The 17,996-nt window shown below is 67.6% G+C and carries 15 protein-coding genes; 10 read left to right on the top strand and 5 right to left on the bottom strand.

Translation table 11 applies throughout. The features are described 5' to 3' along the window. The 4 genes from clpB to RIF23_RS07205 all read left to right on the top strand — a co-directional run bounded on the left by clpB (position 1) and on the right by RIF23_RS07205 (position 6,295). Complete coding sequence (gene clpB / locus RIF23_RS07220) at positions 1–2,610, top strand: ATP-dependent chaperone ClpB (RefSeq protein WP_310911628.1); 2,610 nt, start codon at positions 1–3, stop codon at positions 2,608–2,610. A gap of 358 nt (positions 2,611–2,968) precedes the next feature. After that, positions 2,969–4,792: an acyl-CoA dehydrogenase gene (locus tag RIF23_RS07215; protein ID WP_310911627.1), complete on the top strand. Its 1,824-nt coding sequence runs from the start codon at positions 2,969–2,971 to the stop codon at positions 4,790–4,792. A 331-nt stretch (positions 4,793–5,123) separates the two neighbouring features. Beyond that, positions 5,124–5,339, top strand: a complete 216-nt coding sequence (locus RIF23_RS07210) for a DUF6458 family protein (RefSeq protein ID WP_310911626.1) — start codon at positions 5,124–5,126, stop codon at positions 5,337–5,339. A 593-nt stretch (positions 5,340–5,932) separates the two neighbouring features. Further along, positions 5,933–6,295 (top strand): hypothetical protein, encoded by a 363-nt coding sequence (locus tag RIF23_RS07205; protein ID WP_310911625.1) that lies wholly within the window; start codon positions 5,933–5,935, stop codon positions 6,293–6,295. Positions 6,296–6,486: 191 nt separating this feature from the next. Here RIF23_RS07205 and RIF23_RS07200 read toward each other — a convergent pair whose 3' ends face one another. The 5 genes from RIF23_RS07200 to RIF23_RS07180 all read right to left on the bottom strand — a co-directional run bounded on the left by RIF23_RS07200 (position 6,487) and on the right by RIF23_RS07180 (position 12,833). Continuing rightward, positions 6,487–8,121 (bottom strand): OmpA family protein, encoded by a 1,635-nt coding sequence (locus RIF23_RS07200; RefSeq protein ID WP_310911624.1) that lies wholly within the window; start codon positions 8,119–8,121, stop codon positions 6,487–6,489. Between the two features lie 196 nt (positions 8,122–8,317). Further along, positions 8,318–9,772, bottom strand: a complete 1,455-nt coding sequence (locus RIF23_RS07195; protein WP_310911623.1) for a dihydrolipoamide acetyltransferase family protein — start codon at positions 9,770–9,772, stop codon at positions 8,318–8,320. Between the two features lie 11 nt (positions 9,773–9,783). Then, on the bottom strand, positions 9,784–10,776 hold the full coding sequence (locus tag RIF23_RS07190; protein WP_310911622.1) for an alpha-ketoacid dehydrogenase subunit beta: 993 nt from the start codon (positions 10,774–10,776) through the stop codon (positions 9,784–9,786). A gap of 4 nt (positions 10,777–10,780) precedes the next feature. Continuing rightward, positions 10,781–11,854, bottom strand: coding sequence for a pyruvate dehydrogenase (acetyl-transferring) E1 component subunit alpha (gene pdhA / locus RIF23_RS07185; RefSeq protein ID WP_310912081.1), 1,074 nt, complete (start codon positions 11,852–11,854; stop codon positions 10,781–10,783). A 379-nt stretch (positions 11,855–12,233) separates the two neighbouring features. Continuing rightward, a complete protein-coding gene (locus RIF23_RS07180; RefSeq protein WP_310911621.1) occupies positions 12,234–12,833 on the bottom strand; it encodes a sigma-70 family RNA polymerase sigma factor in 600 nt (199 codons plus the stop codon). Between the two features lie 284 nt (positions 12,834–13,117). On the opposite strand from RIF23_RS07180, the gene purS reads away from it, so the two are divergent. The 6 genes from purS to RIF23_RS07150 all read left to right on the top strand — a co-directional run bounded on the left by purS (position 13,118) and on the right by RIF23_RS07150 (position 17,974). After that, a complete protein-coding gene (purS, locus tag RIF23_RS07175) occupies positions 13,118–13,360 on the top strand; it encodes a phosphoribosylformylglycinamidine synthase subunit PurS (RefSeq protein WP_310911620.1) in 243 nt (80 codons plus the stop codon). A 91-nt stretch (positions 13,361–13,451) separates the two neighbouring features. Then, entirely contained in the window at positions 13,452–13,967 is a 516-nt protein-coding gene (locus RIF23_RS07170) for an ATP-binding protein (protein ID WP_310911619.1), read from the top strand. A gap of 71 nt (positions 13,968–14,038) precedes the next feature. Next, positions 14,039–14,749: a phosphoribosylformylglycinamidine synthase subunit PurQ gene (gene purQ / locus RIF23_RS07165; protein ID WP_310911618.1), complete on the top strand. Its 711-nt coding sequence runs from the start codon at positions 14,039–14,041 to the stop codon at positions 14,747–14,749. Next, positions 14,746–15,321, top strand: a complete 576-nt coding sequence (locus tag RIF23_RS07160) for a hypothetical protein (protein WP_310911617.1) — start codon at positions 14,746–14,748, stop codon at positions 15,319–15,321. Before purQ ends, RIF23_RS07160 begins: the two co-directional genes overlap by 4 nt. A 32-nt stretch (positions 15,322–15,353) precedes the next feature. Beyond that, positions 15,354–17,654, top strand: a complete 2,301-nt coding sequence (gene purL, locus RIF23_RS07155; protein ID WP_310911616.1) for a phosphoribosylformylglycinamidine synthase subunit PurL — start codon at positions 15,354–15,356, stop codon at positions 17,652–17,654. 86 nt (positions 17,655–17,740) lie between these two features. Then, positions 17,741–17,974: a hypothetical protein gene (locus tag RIF23_RS07150; protein ID WP_310911615.1), complete on the top strand. Its 234-nt coding sequence runs from the start codon at positions 17,741–17,743 to the stop codon at positions 17,972–17,974. The last annotated feature ends 22 nt before the right edge of the window (positions 17,975–17,996 follow it).

Genomic DNA, 17,996 nt, shown 5'->3' with positions numbered 1-17,996 from the left:
ATGGACTACAAGTTCACGCAGAAGAGCCAGGAGGCGCTGTCCGGTGCGGTGCGGCGTGCAACCTCGGACGGCAGTCCGCAGGTCGAGCCGGCGCATCTGATGGCCGCACTTCTCGACCAGGGGGAGGGCATCACCCGTCCACTGTTGAAGGCGGTCGGTGCGCCCCCGGACGAGATACAGCACAAGGTGGAGCAGGCGGTCGCGGGCCTACCGAAGGCCCAGGGAAGCACGGTCGGCGCCCCGCAAAGCTCCCGGCAGCTCATCCGGGTGCTGAACACTGCCGGGCAGCGGGCCCAGCAGCTGGAAGACGAGTACGTCTCGACCGAGCATTTGGTGGTCGGGATCGCCGCGGACGGCGGCGAGGTCGGCCGGATCCTGACCGACGCCGGCGCCACCCCCGAGGCCCTGCTGGAAGCCTTCCAGCAGGTGCGCGGTAGTGGCCGCGTGACCTCGGAAAACCCCGAGGAGACGTACCAGGCTCTGGAGAAGTACGGCCTGGACCTCACCGAGCGGGCACGCTCGGGCCAGGTGGACCCCGTGATCGGTCGAGACACCGAAATCCGCCGGGTCGTCCAGGTGCTCAGCCGCCGCACCAAGAACAACCCGGTACTGATCGGAGAACCGGGCGTCGGAAAGACCGCGGTGGTGGAGGGGCTCGCCCAACGCATCGTGGCCGGCGACGTACCCGAGTCGCTGCGGGATAAGCGCCTGATCGCCCTGGACCTGTCCGCGATGGTGGCCGGCGCGAAGTACCGCGGCGAGTTCGAGGAGCGCCTCAAGGCCGTCCTCAACGAGATCAAGGAGAGCGACGGGCAGATCATCACGTTCATCGACGAGCTGCACACCATGGTGGGTGCCGGATCCGCCGAAGGCTCGATGGACGCCGGGAACATGCTCAAGCCGATGCTGGCCCGAGGCGAGCTACGCATGGTGGGCGCCACCACCCTCGACGAGTACCGCGAACGCATCGAGAAGGACGCCGCGCTGGAGCGCCGTTTCCAACAGGTCCAGGTGGGCGAGCCCTCCGCGACGGACACCATCGCGATCCTGCGCGGTCTCAAGGGACGCTACGAAGCCCATCACAAGGTACAGATCGCCGACTCGGCACTGGTTGCCGCCGCCACCCTGTCCGACCGCTACATCACGGCGCGGTTCCTGCCGGACAAGGCGATCGACCTGATCGACGAGGCCGCCTCACGGCTGCGGATGGAGATCGATTCCCGGCCCGTGGAGATCGACGAGCTGCAACGCACCGTGGATCGTCTCAAAATGGAGGAGATGGCGCTGGCCAAGGAGTCCGACGAGGCCAGCCAGCAGCGGCTGGAGCGCCTCCGGGCCGACCTCGCCGACCGGCAGGAGCAACTCAACGCGCTCAACGCCCGGTGGGAGGAGGAGAAGGCCAGCCTGAACCGAGTCGGTGACCTCAAGGAACGGCTGGACGAGGCCCGCAGCCGCGCCGAACGTGCCCAGCGAGACGGCGACTTCACCGAGGCGTCCCGACTGATGTACGGGGAGATTCCCCAGCTGGAGCAGCAACTGGAGGAGGCGCTCACCGCGGAGAAGGAGGCGGAGAGCTCCCCGACCACGATGGTCAAGGAAGAGGTCGAGGCCGACGACGTCGCGGACGTCGTCTCGTCGTGGACAGGCATCCCCGTCGGCCGACTGTTGGAGGGTGAGACCTCCAAGCTGCTGCGCATGGAGGAGGAACTCGGTTCGCGGCTGATCGGGCAGAGCCGTGCGGTGACGGCCGTGTCGGATGCGGTACGTCGCGCCCGCGCCGGAGTGTCCGACCCCGACCGCCCCACCGGGTCTTTCCTGTTCCTGGGACCGACCGGGGTCGGTAAGACCGAGCTGGCCAAGACCCTGGCGGAGTTCCTGTTCGACGACGAGCGGGCGATCGTCCGGATCGACATGAGCGAATACTCGGAGAAGCACTCGGTGTCCCGCCTGGTGGGTGCGCCACCCGGGTACGTGGGCTACGAAGAGGGCGGGCAGCTCTCCGAGGCGGTGCGGCGTCGGCCGTACACGGTGGTGCTGCTGGACGAGGTGGAGAAGGCGCATCCGGAGGTCTTCGACACCCTGCTTCAGGTGTTGGACGACGGACGGTTGACCGACGGCCAGGGCCGACAGGTCGACTTCCGCAACACGGTGCTGATCCTCACCTCCAACCTGGGTTCGCAGTTCCTGGTGGATCAGAGCATGGACGATGCTGCCCGCAAGGACCGTGTGATGGAGGTCGTGCGGGCCTCGTTCAAGCCGGAGTTCCTGAACCGGCTGGATGACGTGATTATGTTCGACGCACTGTCCACCACCGAGCTGACCAGGATCGTGGACCTCCAGGTGCAACGGCTGGCGAACCGGCTGGCCGAGCGGCGCCTGGACCTGGAGGTCACTCCGGCCGCTCGGGAGTGGCTCGCGTTGACGGGCTACGACCCGGTCTATGGGGCGCGTCCACTGCGGCGTCTGGTCCAGAGCGCGATCGGGGATCCACTGTCCAAGGAGCTGCTCTCCGGTGAGCTGCGCGACGGAGACACCGTGCTGGTGGACCTGGACAGCGCCAGCGACCGGTTGACGGTGCAGGCCAAGCGCGCCGAGCCCGCAGCGGTGTAGGCGGCGTCGCCGCGAACAGCACGAAGCCGGCGCGGGGCTTGGGACGTGTCCCAAGCCCCGCGCTTGTGCCGGTACGCGGCATCGCACCGGAGGAACCGGGCCGCGCCGCACGTACGCCGCGGCGGGAATGCGCACGCCTGTGCTGGTCATGCCGGGCGGCAGGAACCGGAGGCCCACGCATCCGCGCAGCTCTATCCAGATACACCCCACTGCCGTCAATGTGATGTTCCTCCCACCACATGTCCGCTCAGGCTATAGCGGTGCTACTGGCTAGTAACATAAGCTTGTTACCAACCAGTACAAGACGGGACGTGTGTGACCACGCGGCCACGCGACCACGAATCTGCGGAGCGCGCCGATGACGCACTACAAGAGCAACCTCCGGGACCTCGAATTCAACCTGTTCGAGGTGTTCAGGCGCCAGGACGTGCTGGGATCCGGCCCGTTCGAGGAGCTGGACGAGGACACCGCACGCACCATCCTGGACGAGGTCAACCGCCTCGCCACCGGAGCACTCGCCGAGTCCTTCGAGGACGGCGACCGTAACCCCCCCAAATTCGACCCAGCCACGAACAGCGTGACGATGCCGGAGAGCATCAAGCGCTCCTACCAGACCTACATGGACGCCGGCTGGTACAACCTGGACCTGCCGCCGGAGCTGGGTGGACTCGGCGCCCCCCGCTCCCTGGTCTGGGCCGCCGCCGAGCTCATCCTCGGATCGAACCCCTCGATCCACATGTACTCCGCCGGCCCTGGCTTCGCGAACGTCCTCTACCAGGAGGGCAACGAGAAGCAGAAGGAATTCGCCAAGCTTGCGATCGAGCGCGGCTGGGGCGCCACCATGGTGCTGACCGAGCCGGACGCGGGCTCCGACGTCGGCGCCGGCCGCACCAAGGCCGTGGAACAGCCCGACGGCACCTGGCACCTGGAGGGTGTCAAGCGCTTCATCACCTCGGCCGAGCAGGACATGACCGAGAACATCTTCCACCTGGTGCTGGCCCGCCCCGAGGGGCACGGCCCGGGCACCAAGGGGCTCTCCCTGTTCCTGGTACCCAAGTACCTGGTCAACGAGGATGGTTCCCTGGGTGAGCGCAATGGCGCCTACGTCACCGGGGTGGAGGACAAGATGGGCCTGAAGGCCTCCACCACCTGTGAGCTCACGTTCGGGGATAAGCACCCGGCCATCGGCTACCTGGTTGGCGATAAGCACGACGGCATCCGGCAGATGTTCCTGATCATCGAGTACGCCCGGATGATGGTCGGCACGAAGGCGATCGCCACCCTGTCCACCGGCTACCTCAACGCTCTGGAGTACGCCAAGGAGCGTAAGCAGGGCGCGGACCTGACCCAGGCCTCGGACAAGACTGCCCCGCGGGTGCCGATCACCCAGCACCCGGACGTCCGGCGGAGCCTCATGACCCAGAAGGCCTACGCCGAAGGGCTGCGGGCCCTGATGCTCTACACCGCGACCCAGCAGGACGCGGTGCAGCTGGCCGAGCACGAGGGTGCGGACACCAGCGAGGTGGACGCCCTCAACGACCTGCTACTCCCGCTGGTCAAGGGGGTGGGGTCCGAGCGCTCCTACGCACTGCTCGCCGAGTCCCTCCAGACCCTCGGTGGCTCCGGCTACTTGCAGGAGTACCCGATCGAGCAGTACATCCGGGACGCCAAGATCGACACCCTCTACGAGGGGACCACGGCGATCCAGGGACAGGACCTCTTCTTCCGCAAGATCGTGAAGAACAACGGTGCCGCCCTGGGCACGCTCATGGGCCAGATCCAGGAGTTCGCCGCCAGCGAGGCCGGAAACGGGCAGCTCAAGATGGAGCGGTCCGCACTGGCCGAGGCCGCCGCCGACGTGCAGAAGATGGTCGAGCACATGGTCGGCGACGCAATGCGCTCCGCCGAGGAGAGCACCGAGATCTACAAGGTCGGGTTCAACACCACCCGGCTGCTGATGAGCCTGGGCGACGTGGTTCTGGGCTGGCTGTTGCTGCGTCAGGCCGAGGTGGCCCTGTCCAGCATCGACGGCGCCAGCCAGGAGGACCAGGACTTCTACGCCGGTAAGGTCGCCGCCGCCCGGCACTTCGCCGCGACCGTCCTGCCGCACGTCACGGCCGACCGCAAGATCGCCGAGAGTGTCACCACCGAGCTGATGGACCTGCCGACCTCGGCCTTCTGAGTTTCGGCCCGGTCAGGGGCACAGCTCAACGGTGGGGGTGGCGCGTAGGCTGTCGCCACCCCCACCGTTCGCTCGTCGTCCCGTATCGCCACCGCCATGGTGCCGGTGGCGGTGCCGGCACCATGGCGATCCATACCTCCGCCGCCGTGCGGCCCCGTGGCGAAACATCGCTGGGACCACACAGTCAGTGTGGAGTAATGTCGTCCCCAGAAACGGGTAATCGAGTACGTGACAGGCTGGCGTCGGCACACGGTCCACACGGTGGACTCGGGGACGCCAGCCGGGACGACAGCGGGCACCGCGCGTAGCGACACGGAGCGGAGGGGCACCGATGGGCATCGGGCTCGGCGTATTCCTGGCGGTCATCGGCGCTATCCTGCACTTCGGTATCACCGCCGACGTTGAGGGCATCGACCTCGACGTCATCGGCGCGATCCTGATGATCGCCGGTGGCGCCATCGTCGTGTTGACCCTGGTGTATCCCCTGACCCGCCGGGGCCAGACGGTGGACGGGGAACGCCCCCCGCAGAACAATCAGCGCTCCTAGGCCGGGCTTCAGGGAACGCCTGTCGGGCGGGCCGCTGCGCCGACAACCTCGGGTGGCACGGTCGGAGGCTGTGGGGGTGGGATCGCGGCGGTTCGGGCGTCTCGGGGCCGGCCCCCACACCATGAGCGCCACGAAAAGCCGATGGGGGACGTGAAAGGCCGATGGGGGAGGCAAAGAGGAGGGGCGCCGCGTAGCAGTGCACGCCCGTGATATCGCGCACTGTGGCATACCGCATTGAGGCGCCAGCAGGGCGCCGAACGCCGACGCCGCAGGGCGTTATGGCTTTCGCAGCTCCCGGCGCCGGATCCAGTCTCCCCCGGATCCGCACCAACCGATAGTCGGACGCCATAGTATTTCGGACGGTCCAGGACATCTCCGAACGGACTGGACTCGTGTGCAGGGAGAGAAAACCGTGCGCCACTGGGGCACACGATATGTGGTGTGACGTGGGTTACATTGACGGAACCGCCCCAGCAACCGACAAACCCTGCTACTATCCGAACTCGCAAGGATAACTGCGCGGTAACGACCGGTACCGTGACGGTTAGGACCGGTTCAGCGCGACCGGGTTCCACGCTGATCGAGGAGACTCCTTGAGCCATCCCCGCTTGAACAACCCGCGGGCGCGCCTCGCCAAAGTGACCGAGGCGATGCGGGTCAAGCGAGCACCCAGGCACGCTCGATTTCGAGCGGACCAGGCGGTGTCGGAGCTGTGGCAGGAACTCACCACGGGCACCCTCCGCCCGATGTACCACTCCGGCTCCGCTGACGTAGCGGTCATCTCCATCGGACGGGGCGTCAACGTCTGGTGTCGTGAGGGGAAGTTCATCTGGAACGACGCCGCCGGCGGAACCGTCTCCCATCCGGCCAACGACCCCGCCGGCTGTGCCGCCAAACTTCGCCGAATCCCTCTGCTCTCCGGCGGCCTTCCACGCCCGGTCTCCACAGCGGCCTGAGGCGCCTCCTGTAGCGCTTCCCCCGCACTCCGGCGGGGCGAGGGAGAGACCCCACCCCATCGGGGGCACAGCGGTCTCGTGTGCCCCTGTGGCCGCTGGAAGCGAGCTGACTGAGCGGACTGAGCGGACTGAGCGGACGGGGTGAATCCACCCGGGCAGAACCACCCCGTCACCCGGACCCGCGCTCCGGTCTACTCGATCGGGATTCCGTCCAGTTCGCCGAACGGTCCGGCCCGCAGCGTCAACTCGTCCACGTCCTTCGGCGGCGCCGGGAACAACGCCACCGTCCGGTAGTCCTCGCCCGGCTGTAGCTCGTGCACCTCTTCCGCGAAGGCGTCGTACTCATCCTCGTCGTACTTCACCTGTGCGACATAGCGCACGAGATCGGTGTCCGGTTCCAGGAGCTGGAACCCGCCCAGAGTCCCCTCGCTGAACTGCTCCGGCCCACCTTCCGGCAGGGCGTCCTCATCGGTCATGTCCGGACGTAGCGCTTCGTTGGAGGTGTTGGTCAGCGAGACCGTTCCCCACAGGTAGGCGCCGTCCCGAACGAGTGGATGTACGTCCAGTTGGACGTCGTCCTCCGTTGCGGTGGCCACGACCTCACCGTCCTCCTCCTGGAACCGCGCAGGATCGGCGATATTGCGGTCTCCGGCGTCCAGGGTCTCGTCGTCACCGTCAGCGGCGCCCTGCGCACTGGAGTCGACCTCGTAGGAGAACTCCACGCGCCGGTTCCGTGCCTGGGCCTCCTCCTCGTCGGATCCGCTCTCGTCGGCGATCGGATCGCCACTGCCACGTCCCTCCACCTCGAAGGTGAAGTCGTCGCCGAGCTCCTCCTCCAGCAGCTCCCGCACGGTTTCGGCCCGTTCCTCGGAGAGGTCCTGGTTGTAGTCGTCAGAACCGGTACTGTCCGTGTGCCCGATGACCGTGATGTCGGTGGCGTCCGGGTCGATGTTCCCCTCGATGGTCTTGGCCGCCTCCTGCACGATCTCCTCGGCGTCGCCGCTGAGGGTGGCCTCGTCGTGGTCGAAGGTCACGTCCGAATGCAGGGAGATGGTCTCGGAGTCGCCGTCCCGGGTGGTCGAGGCGACTCCGGAGTCGACGAAGCTCTCCATACTGATGGGCTCACCCGCAACGTCGGCGGGCGGCGCATGGTCCGGATAGGTGATGTCGGTCCCCGGGGCCGGCGGATCCATGTCGTCATAGTCATCGAAGTTGGGCGTGGGTAGCTGCGCGGGCTCATCCACATCCGCCACCGGAATCCCGGACATGTGCCCCATGCCGTATCCGACGAACGTCGCATGTTCGACATGGTCGGGAATCCGGGGATAGTACAGCCGCCACACGTTGGGCGCTTCCTCGAAGATGGGATACAGGTCCCGATCCCCCGGGTAGGTGCCGTAGGCCGCGTCATCCTCGTCAAGGAGCGGTTCGTAGACCTGCCCCGATACGGGATCCACAATGCGGGGAATACTGGACAGGTTTTCGTTGGTCCCCGTCAACTGGTCCACGAAGGTGAGCTCGTAGTCCAGCACGGTGACGTCGTCGGTGCGCTGGAGGGCGTTGATCGCCAGCCGGATCCGACCGTCCTGCCCCGTGTCCAGAAACAGGCGCCCCTCGCGAACCAGGGGGTCGTGCCCGGGCTGGGCCAGGTCGGACTCCTCGTCCGTCTCCTCCTCGGTGCTCTCCTCCGGTTCCGGATCCGGACCCGGCTCCGAGTCGTCTCCGGTCAGCTGGTTGGCAAGCCCGCACCCACTCATCAGGAGCGCGCCACTCGCGAACAGGGACAGTGGCACGGTCACTGTCCGCAGCGGGACTCGAGGGGACATTGCTGGTCTCCGTTCACTGACGTCACGCCGTTGGCCACGAACTCTGACGTCTCCGGAGCGCGGGCTGGTTCCACTCCGTCCTCGAAGCCGTCCCGCCGGTCACCGCGATCGCGGTGACCGGCGGGACCGGGTGGACCGATGTCTCCTTCGGCCCACCCGACGACTTCCGGCACCCCACACAGCGGCAGGGCCGGGATCAGCTCCAGGCCAGAGCCGTGAGCGGATCCTCCAGCATCGCCCCGATGTCCCTCAGCGCCTTGGAGCCGAGCTCGCCATCCACCATGCGGTGGTCGAAAGACAGGGACAGCGTGGTCACCTTGCGCACCGCCAGCTCCCCCTGGTGCACCCACGGCATGTCCCGGATCTGCCCGAAGGCCAGAATCGCGGCCTCACCGGGATTCAGAATGGGTGTTCCCGCATCGACACCGAACACCCCCACATTGGTGATGGTGATGGTGCCCCCACTCAACTCCGCGAGGGAGGTCGCGCCTCGACGCGCCGTCTCGGTCAGGCGCTGCATCTCGTCGGCCAGCTCGGGCAGGGACTTGTCCTGTGCCTCCTTGATGTTCGGCACGACCAGCCCACGCTCGGTCGCAGCGGCAATGCCCAGGTTCACATAGTGCCGGATCACGATCTCCTGGGCCTCGTCGTCCCAGGAGGCGTTCAGGCCGGGATGGCGTCGCACCGTGGCCAGCAGCGCCTTGGCGATCAACAGCAGCGGGGATACCTTGCGTTCGGAGAACTCCGGCCGCTGGCGAAGCCGCTCCACCGCAGCCACGGTCTCGGTGACATCCACCTGGAGGAACTCGGTCACGTGCGGGGCGGTGAAGGCGCTGCGCACCATGGCAGCCGCCGTGTGCTTACGCACCCCACGAACCGGGATACGTTCCTCCCTACCCTCCCTACCACCATCCGTGGCCACCGCCTGCGGTGCCTGTTGGGCCTCGGCGCCGGTCGTGGCTGTGCTCGCGCTCGCGCTCGTGCTCGTGCTCGTGGCTTCGTGGTGACGGTGTACGTCCGCACGCGTCACCACCCCACCGTCCCCGGTGGGGGTCACGGCGGCCAGATCCACCCCCAGATCCTTGGCAAGCTTGCGCACCGGCGGTTTCGCCAGTGTCACCACCCGGCCGGAGGCCGGGGTGTCGTCGGCCCCTCGCGCACCTGTCCCAGCGCCGCCGGTCGCGGCAGCGGCTCCATCAACGGCGGCGGGTACACCCTCGGCCCCGGACCGGTCCCTCGCGGGCGCCGGTGGGGCGTCCCCGTTGGTCGCGGCCGGGCGCCTGCGGGCCCGTCTGCGGGTTGCGCCCTCCTTCGCTCCGGTGCCGACCAGGGGCTTCTCCGGCTGCTCCTCGGTGGCGTCCTGCTCCGGTACACCGCCACCGCCCGTCGCGGCACCCCCACCGGTATTCACCGTGATGATGGGAGATCCAACGTCAACCGTGGCTCCCTCGGCGGCAAGGAGCTCGTGTACCGTCCCGGCGAACGGGGTGGGCAGTTCGACCGCGGCCTTGGCCGTCTCCACCTCCACGATGATCTGGTTCACCGTGACCTCGTCCCCCGGCTGGACGTGCCAGGTGAGGATCTCCGCCTCGGTAAGCCCCTCCCCCACGTCGGGAAGATGGAACTGTTCCAGCTGACTCTGCTCGCTCACACTCCACCCCTTCAGAACGCCACCGCGCGGTCGACCCCGTCCAGCACCCGGTCCAGGTCCGGCAGATAGTGCTCCTCCAGCCGGGAGGGCGGATAGGGAGTATCGAATCCTGTGACCCGCTGTACCGGCGCCTCCAGGTGGTAGAAGCAGTGCTGGGTGACCTGCGCGGCGATCTCGGCCCCCATGCCCAGGGTGAGGGGAGCTTCGTGCACCACCACCAGGCGTCCGGTACGGCGAACCGACGCGAACAGCGTGTCGTAGTCGATCGGGGACAACGAGCGGAGATCCACCACTTCCAGGGAATGCTCCTCGTCGGCCTCGGCGGCCTGGAGTGCGGTCTTGACCATGGGCCCGTAGGCCGCCACGGTGACATCCGTTCCCGAGCGCACCACCTGAGCGTCCCCCATGGGGGTCACCGTGGACAGGTCCGATCCGTGTCCGGACTCGGTATCCACGGTCGCCTTCTCGTAGTACCGGCGTTTGGGCTCGAAGAACACCACGGGGTCGTCGCAGGCGATGGCCTGCTGGATCATCCAGTAGGCGTCCTCCGGGTTCGCGCAGCTGACGACGCGCAATCCCGCAGTGTGCGCGAAGTACGTCTCCGGAGACTCACTGTGGTGCTCCACCGCTCCGATCCCGCCTCCGTACGGAATCCGGATGACGACGGGCAGTTTCACCGTGCCCCCGGACCGCTGCCGCATTTTCGCGAGTTGGGTGAACGTCTGGTTCGCCGACGGGAAGAAGAAGCCGTCGAACTGGATCTCACAGACGGGGCGATAGCCACGCAGGGCGAGCCCGATCGCGGTACCAATGATCCCGGACTCCGCGAGCGGGGTGTCGATGACGCGCTGTGCTCCGAACTCCGCGTGCAGGCCGTCGGTGATGCGGAACACTCCGCCGAGCTGCCCGACATCCTCCCCCATGACCAGAACCTTGGGGTCGGCCGACATGGCGCGGTGCAGGCCGGCGTTGAGCGCCTTGCCAAGTGTCAGTGTGCTTGCCATGGTCCTACCGCTCTCCTTCCGCACCCTCGAACGAGGCCAGATAGTCGACGAACTCGGCCCGTTGCCGTTCCAGATGACGGTGCGGTTCGGCGTAGGCCTCGGCGAAGATCTGTGTGGGTTCCGGATCGGGCAGTCCACGGCAGTCGGCACGCAGGCGTTCCCCGAGCTCCTCCGCCTCGGTGTCCACCCCGGTCAGGAACGCCTCATCAGCAATCCCGGCCTGGGTGAGATAGGTGCGCAGCCGCGCGATGGGATCGCGTTGGCGCCACTTCTCCTCCTCCTCGGACGGACGGTAGCGCTTGGGATCATCATTGGTGGTGTGGGCGCCAAGCCGGTAGGTGAAGGCCTCGATCAGGCGTGGACCGTTCCCCTCCCGGGCCTCCTGCAAGGCCCGGCGGGTCACCGCCAGGGAGGCGAGGACGTCATTGCCGTCGATCCGCACACCGGGGAACCCGAATCCCGCGGCCCGCTGGTACAGGGGAACCCGGCTCTGGCGCTCCATCGGCTCGGAGATGGCCCACTGGTTGTTCTGGCAGAAGAACACGACGGGCGCGTTGTTGACGGCCGCGTAGACGAAGGCCTCGTTCGTGTCGCCCTGGCTCGTGGCGCCGTCGCCGAAGTAGGCGATGACGGCCGAGCCGTCCGGGCCGATGGCGCCGTCTCGCTGCACACCCATGGCGTAGCCGGTGGCGTGTAGCGCCTGGCTGCCGATCACGATGGTGTACAGGTGCAGACCGTACTTGGCGGGATCCCAGCCGCCGTTACTTACTCCCCGCCACATCTCCAACAGCTGGCGGGGCTCCACTCCGCGGCACCAGGCCACACCGTGCTCACGGTAGGACGGAAAAACCATGTCCTGGGAATGCAGTGCCCGGGCGGATCCGACCTGCGCCGCTTCCTGCCCCAGCAGCGAAGCCCACAGGCCCAGCTCTCCGGTGCGCTGGAGCAGCACCGCCTCACTGTCGATGCGCCGCACCAGCACCAGATCTCGGTAGAGCGCGCGCAGCTGCTCGGAATCCAGGTCGAGTGGATACTCGGGATGCTCGTGAAACTCCCCGTTCTCGGAGAGCAGTTGCACGAGCTCGGGCTGCTCCTCGGGAGCCGCACCGGTGCCCGACTGGCGGGTGGACGTGCGACTGCGGGTTCCGCTGGCTCGTCGACGCGTTGTCGTGCGCGCGTCACGCGACTGGTTGGAAGACACCTGAAGCGCTCCTCGGGTCTCGGGGCCGATGGCGCGGGGTGGCCGCTCCTCGGCCGGCTATCCACCCGCTGACCCGGGGTGCTGGGTCGACGCGGGTGGCCCTACCGCCATCGTGACAGAACGCACTATGGGGCGCGCAAGAGCTCACACCGAGCTTTGCGATCTCCGAGAAGCATAGGAAGTGAACTAGCCGACCGTCCTACTGTTGCCCGTCGCGAACCGAGGCCGGGGCACAACTCCGGGTGAACGGGGCGGCTCAGGCGGCGCGCTGGAACCGGTCCGAGTGCGCGGCGAGGCTCTCCCGTAGCTGGCGGCGCGCCCGGTGCAGCCGAGACATGACAGTGCCCAGTGGCGTCCCCATGTGCTCGGCCACCTCCTTGTAGGAGTAGCCCTCCACATCGATGTAGTAGACCACGAGGCGAAACTCTTCGGGGAGCCGAGCCAGGGCCCGGCGGATGTCGCTGTCCGGGAGACGGTCCAGAACCTCCGCCTCCGCCGAGCGCCCTCCGGTCGCGGAGTGCATGTTGGCAGCGGCAATCTGCCAGTCCTTGATCTCCTCTGTGGGCTCCTGGGCTGGTTGGCGCTGCCGTTTCCGGTATCCGTTGATAAAGGTATTGGTCAGAATACGGTACAGCCATGCCCGGAGATTGGTACCCGGGCGAAATTGATGGAAATTGGCGAACGCCTTCGTTACGGCCTCCTGAACCAGGTCCTCGGCATCCGCGGAATTCCGGGTCATCCGCAGGGCCGCCGGATACAGCTGGTCGAGGTAGGGCGTCACGGCGGACGCGAAGTCGGGGTGGTCGCTGGTGCCCGTTGCGCCGTCGTTGGTGCGCTCGAGCTCGATGGTCGTCAAGTTCTCCCCCTGTGGGACGACCGAAGATCCTTACCATCCAGTCAGACGCGCACAGAGCCCGCTAATGATGACCAGGCACGGGGTGATTCCGGTCACTGGCCAGGGCGCGCCATGCCGCGCGGACGGGCGGGCACGGCGACCACGGCCGGCGAGGACGGCCGAACGGCCCCCACAGTGCCGTACCCTGCGAACCGCGCATGTTCGGCCCCCGACCGTGTCCCCAGCACCGTCTCCCAGACGAGCACGGGAGGCACGGTGACCGACAACACACCTCTGGAGGACACGTGGCCCGCGTCATCGTCAACGTCATGCTGAAGCCGGAGATCCTGGACCCTCAGGGCCAGGCCATCGCCGGGGCCTGTGAACGCCTCGGGTTCACCGGCATCTCCCAGGTTCGCCAGGGCAAACGCTTCGAGGTTGAGGTGGACGGAGAACCGGACGAACAGACGATGACGGACATCCGACAGATAGCTCAAACCCTGCTCGCCAACCCGGTAATCGAGGACTTCGAGGTGCACGTCCACTAGGGTGGACCGACCATCGCTCCACAGACCCGGTTTCATTAATTTCCGACCGGGAAGAATCGCCGGTGTAGCAATCGACGCTCAGGGGCGACCGATGGACGAGCGTTTCTCGATCGAACTTCCACGGAAGGCCTGCACGGTCGCCGTGGTGCGGGATTTCCTCGGGGCTGCCCTGGATGCGAGTGGGGTGGACACCGAAAGTCGCAACGACATTCTGGCCGCGGTTTCGGAGGCGTGCGGCAATGTGGTGGAACATGGGGACGGCGCCTCCGGATACCTGGTCTGCGCTCGAATCCAATGGGAGTTCTGCGACATCGAGATCAGCAACTCCGGCCGCGCCTTCGATATCGGCCGCCCTACCCCTCCCCCGATCGAGGCTGAATCGGGCCGGGGAATCCTGCTGATGCACGGCCTCGTGGACCAGGTGGGCTTTCGTACCGCCGGGAATGGTGGGACTCGGGTCTACCTCCACAAGCGGTTCCCGTCCCAACCGCGACCACCACGCCAGCACAGCTCCCGGGAACGGCCCGCGTCCGCCCCTGACTCCAGTGGCACCTGCCCGCTGGGCGCCCCGGGCTCCGGATCCATCTTCCCTATGGTCAGCGGGTAGTCTCGAAGGCGCCCGGCTCCCGCCAGGGAGGCCAGGCATACCCGTACCCTGCGTGACTTCGGAGACTACCCATGGTTGCCCGTGTGGGCGTCGTCACCTTCCCAGGTTCCCTCGATGATGTGGACGCGGCGCGCGCCGTGCGCCTCGCCGGTGCCGAACCTGTCGCCCTGTGGCACGGCAACCCCGACCTCGCCGGGGTGGACGCCGTGGTTCTCCCCGGAGGGTTCTCCTACGGCGACTATCTGCGCTGCGGCGCGATCGCCCGCTTCTCCCCGGTGATGCGGGAGGTCATTCCTGCCGCTCAGTCCGGGAACCTGCCGGTGTTGGGAATCTGCAACGGTTTCCAGATCCTGTGCGAGAGCCAGCTACTGCCCGGGGCCCTCACCCGAAACGCGTCGCTGCGTTTCGTGAACACCGAACAGCGGATCAGGATCGCAACCGCCGAAACGGCCTGGACACGTGCCTACTCTGCGGACCAGGAGCTGACCATCGTCCTGAAGAGCGGGGAGGGCAACTTCGTTGCCGACGACGCCACGCTGGACGCCCTGGAACGCGACGGGCGGGTGGTGGCCTACTACGTGGGTGACGCTCCGAACGGTTCCCGGCGCAACATCGCCGGCGTGACCAACGAGCACGGCAACGTGGTGGGGCTCATGCCGCATCCGGAGCACGCCGTCGAGGCACTGACCGGCCCCTCCACCGACGGCCTGGGCGTGTTCACCTCCGTGCTGGACCACCTGGACCGACAGCCCGAACCCGCCTTGCCGCTGGGAACACCATGATGTCGCTGCTGCGCACCCGCACCATGATGAAAATCCTGGTGGGAATCTGCATTCTCGGACTCGTTGTCACCGGAGCGGTCGGGCTGATCACGGCGCGGGACGCCCCCCAACAACCTCCGCCGCAGGACCTGCCCGGGGGTGCGCAGGACCCTGGTCCCCCAACGGCGCGGGACGCCCCCCAACAACCTCCGCCGCAGGACCTGCCCGGGGGTGCGCAGGACCCTGGTCCCCCAGAGGACCTCGCCGACGCGCCGGAGCTCAACGTCCTTGGTTCACCACCGGACCAAATCAAGTACTCCGACCTCGGTGAGGAATGCGACGCCACCGAGTGCGGACGCGTGGCCGGGGTCGAGAGTGCGGACCTGGACGGGGACGAGGCCATCGATACGGTCTACACCACGCTGCTGGACGGGGACTTCGCGCTCCTTCTTCCTCCCGGCGAAGAGGATCCCGAGGGTGTGGACTGGGAGGATGCCGCACTCACGAACAGCAAGGTCGTCGTCCAGGGCTCACCACAACCCGCGGGTGAGGACGACGTGGCCCACCTCGTGATCCTGAATGCCCAGCACTAGCCACCAGCACGAGCGAACGGAAACAACCGCACATGCCTGAGGTGCCCCTGATCGACACCGTCGCCACCGCCGAGGGGAGTCCGGACACTCCGCAGCCCTATGCGGAACTCGGGATGGCCGACGACGAGTACGCGCGGGTCCGGGACATCCTGGGCCGTCGCCCCACGGCGGCGGAACTCGCCATCTATTCGGTGATGTGGAGCGAACACTGCTCCTACAAGAGCTCACGGGCCCACCTTCGCCAGTTCGGCGACAAGGCGCCGCACACGGATGCGCTGCTGGTCGGGATGGGCGAGAACGCCGGTGTCGTGGACGTCGGCGATGGACACGCGGTGACCTTCAAGATCGAGTCCCACAATCACCCGTCCTATGTGGAACCCCACCAGGGCGCCGCGACCGGTGTTGGTGGGATCGTGCGGGACATTCTGACGATGGGAGCCCGCCCCGTCGCCGTGCTGGACGCGTTGCGCTTCGGTCCCGCGGACGCTGTGGACACCGCCCGGGTCCTGCCCGGCGTCGTCTCCGGAATTTCCTTCTACGGCAACTGCCTGGGACTCCCCAATATCGGCGGCGAACTGGGCTTCGACCCCGGGTACGCGGGAAACCCCCTGGTGAACGCCCTGTGCGTGGGGGTGTTGCGCCACGAGGACATCAAGCTCGCCCAGGCCGCGGGCCCCGGAAATCTGGTGGTGTTGTTCGGGGCACCCACCGGGCCGGACGGCATCGGCGGGGCCTCGGTACTCGCGAGCGCGACCTTCGAGGACGAGAGTCAGGCGAAGCGGCCCAGTGTCCAGGTCGGGGACCCGTTCTTGGAGAAGCTCCTGGTCGAGTGCAGCCTGGAGCTGTTCGCGAACGACCTGGTGGAGGGAATTCAGGACCTTGGGGCCGCGGGGGTTTCCTGTGCGACCACGGAGCTCGCCGCGGGGGGCACCGGTGGCATGCGGATCTCGCTGGACAAAGTCCCGCTGCGTGATCATCGACTCACCCCCGAAGAGATCCTGATGAGCGAGTCGCAGGAACGCATGATGGCGGTCGTGACGCCGCAGAAGCTGGACCGCTTCGCGGCGATCTGCGACAAGTGGGGGGTGGAGGCCACCGTGATCGGCGAGGTCACCGACGTGTCCTCCGAGGAGCACGAGCGTGGTGGCCGCCTGGTGATGACCTGGCAGGGGCAGACCATCGTCGATCTTCCGCCACGTACCGCGGCGGACGAGGGGCCCGTGTACCAGCGTCCCTATGCCCGCCCCGCCACGCAGGACGGCCTCCAGCGGGACTCGGCCACGCACCTGGAGCGCCCGGGCCCCGGTGAGCTGCGCGAGCAGCTGCTGCGGGTGCTGGGCTCCCCCGGGGTGTGCGACCCACGTTGGGTCACACAGCAGTACGACAGCCACGTGCGCGGGAACACCGTGCTCGCGACTCCCCACGACGGCGGGGTGCTCCGCGTGTCCGAGGACAGCGCCCGAGGGATCGCCCTCGCGGTCGATGGCAACGGACGCTTCTCGCGCCTGGACCCCTACGCCGGCGCCCAACTCGCCCTGGCCGAGGCCTACCGCAACGTGGCGAGCACTGGAGCACGTCCGCTGGCCGTGACCGACTGTCTCAACTTCGGCTCACCCGAGGATTCGGGGGTGATGTGGCAGTTCGCGGAGACCGCGCGTGGCCTGGCGGACGCCTGCCAACGACTCGGCACCCCGGTGACGGGGGGCAATGTCAGCTTCTACAACCAGACCGGCGACAGCGCGATCCACCCCACACCGGTGGTGGGTGTGCTGGGTGTCATCGACGATGTGCACACCCGGCTGGCGAGCGCGTTCCCGACGAGCCCGGACCAGGCGCGGATCTATCTCCTCGGTACGACCCGTCCGGAGTTGGACGGGTCGGCTTGGGCCCAGGTGGTCCATGGACACCTGGGGGGGCATCCCCCACAGGTGGACCTGGACGCTGAGGAGGCGCTGGCCCGGATCCTGTCCGGGGCGGCCGGGGAAGAACTCCTCCTGTCGGCCCACGACCTCTCCGACGGCGGGTTGGGGGTCGCCCTGGCCGAATCCTGCCTGCGGGGCAACGTGGGCTGCACGGTGCACCTTCCTGGGGACGCCTTCGAGGACCTCTTCAGCGAGTCGGCGGCCCGCGTGCTGGTCTCGGTGGCGGCGGACAGCCCGCAGGAGGAACGCCTGCGGGAGCTGTGCCGGGAACACGGTGTTGTGTCCACAGCTCTGGGGACGGTGGGTGGCGCCAGCCTGAGCGTCACGCACACCGGCGGCGAGTTCACCGTCCCACTGTCCGAACTGGCAGCCGCGCACACAGCCACCCTGCCTGCCCTGTTCGACGGCTGAGGCGCGTGGCGTCGGACCGGTTAGTGCCGGCGCCCCGGCGGGTATCGCCGGCAGTAGGAACATCTCGACACGGGAGGACGACGGCCGTGGGTCGTGACGGCGTACGCGGGGCGTTCGGCAGCCATGACCGCCCCGCGAGCGCACTGTGGATGCGGCTGGGTCTGGCGCTCTTCGGAGTCGCCGTTCTCGGTACCGGCGCCGTGCTGGCCTGGGTCTGGGCCGCGTCCGTACCGCTGACCGTGGTGCTGAGTGCCGGCACCTTCGTGGCCGCACTCAACGTCTACTGGGTCGGTGCCCGCATCCGCGGTGAGCGGAGGTAGCAGACACCGACCCAGTCAGCTG

It is taken from the genome of Lipingzhangella rawalii (assembly GCF_031628175.1).
Classification (GTDB): domain Bacteria; phylum Actinomycetota; class Actinomycetes; order Streptosporangiales; family Streptosporangiaceae; genus Lipingzhangella_A; species Lipingzhangella_A rawalii.
This window is presented reverse-complemented; position numbering and strand designations above follow the sequence as displayed.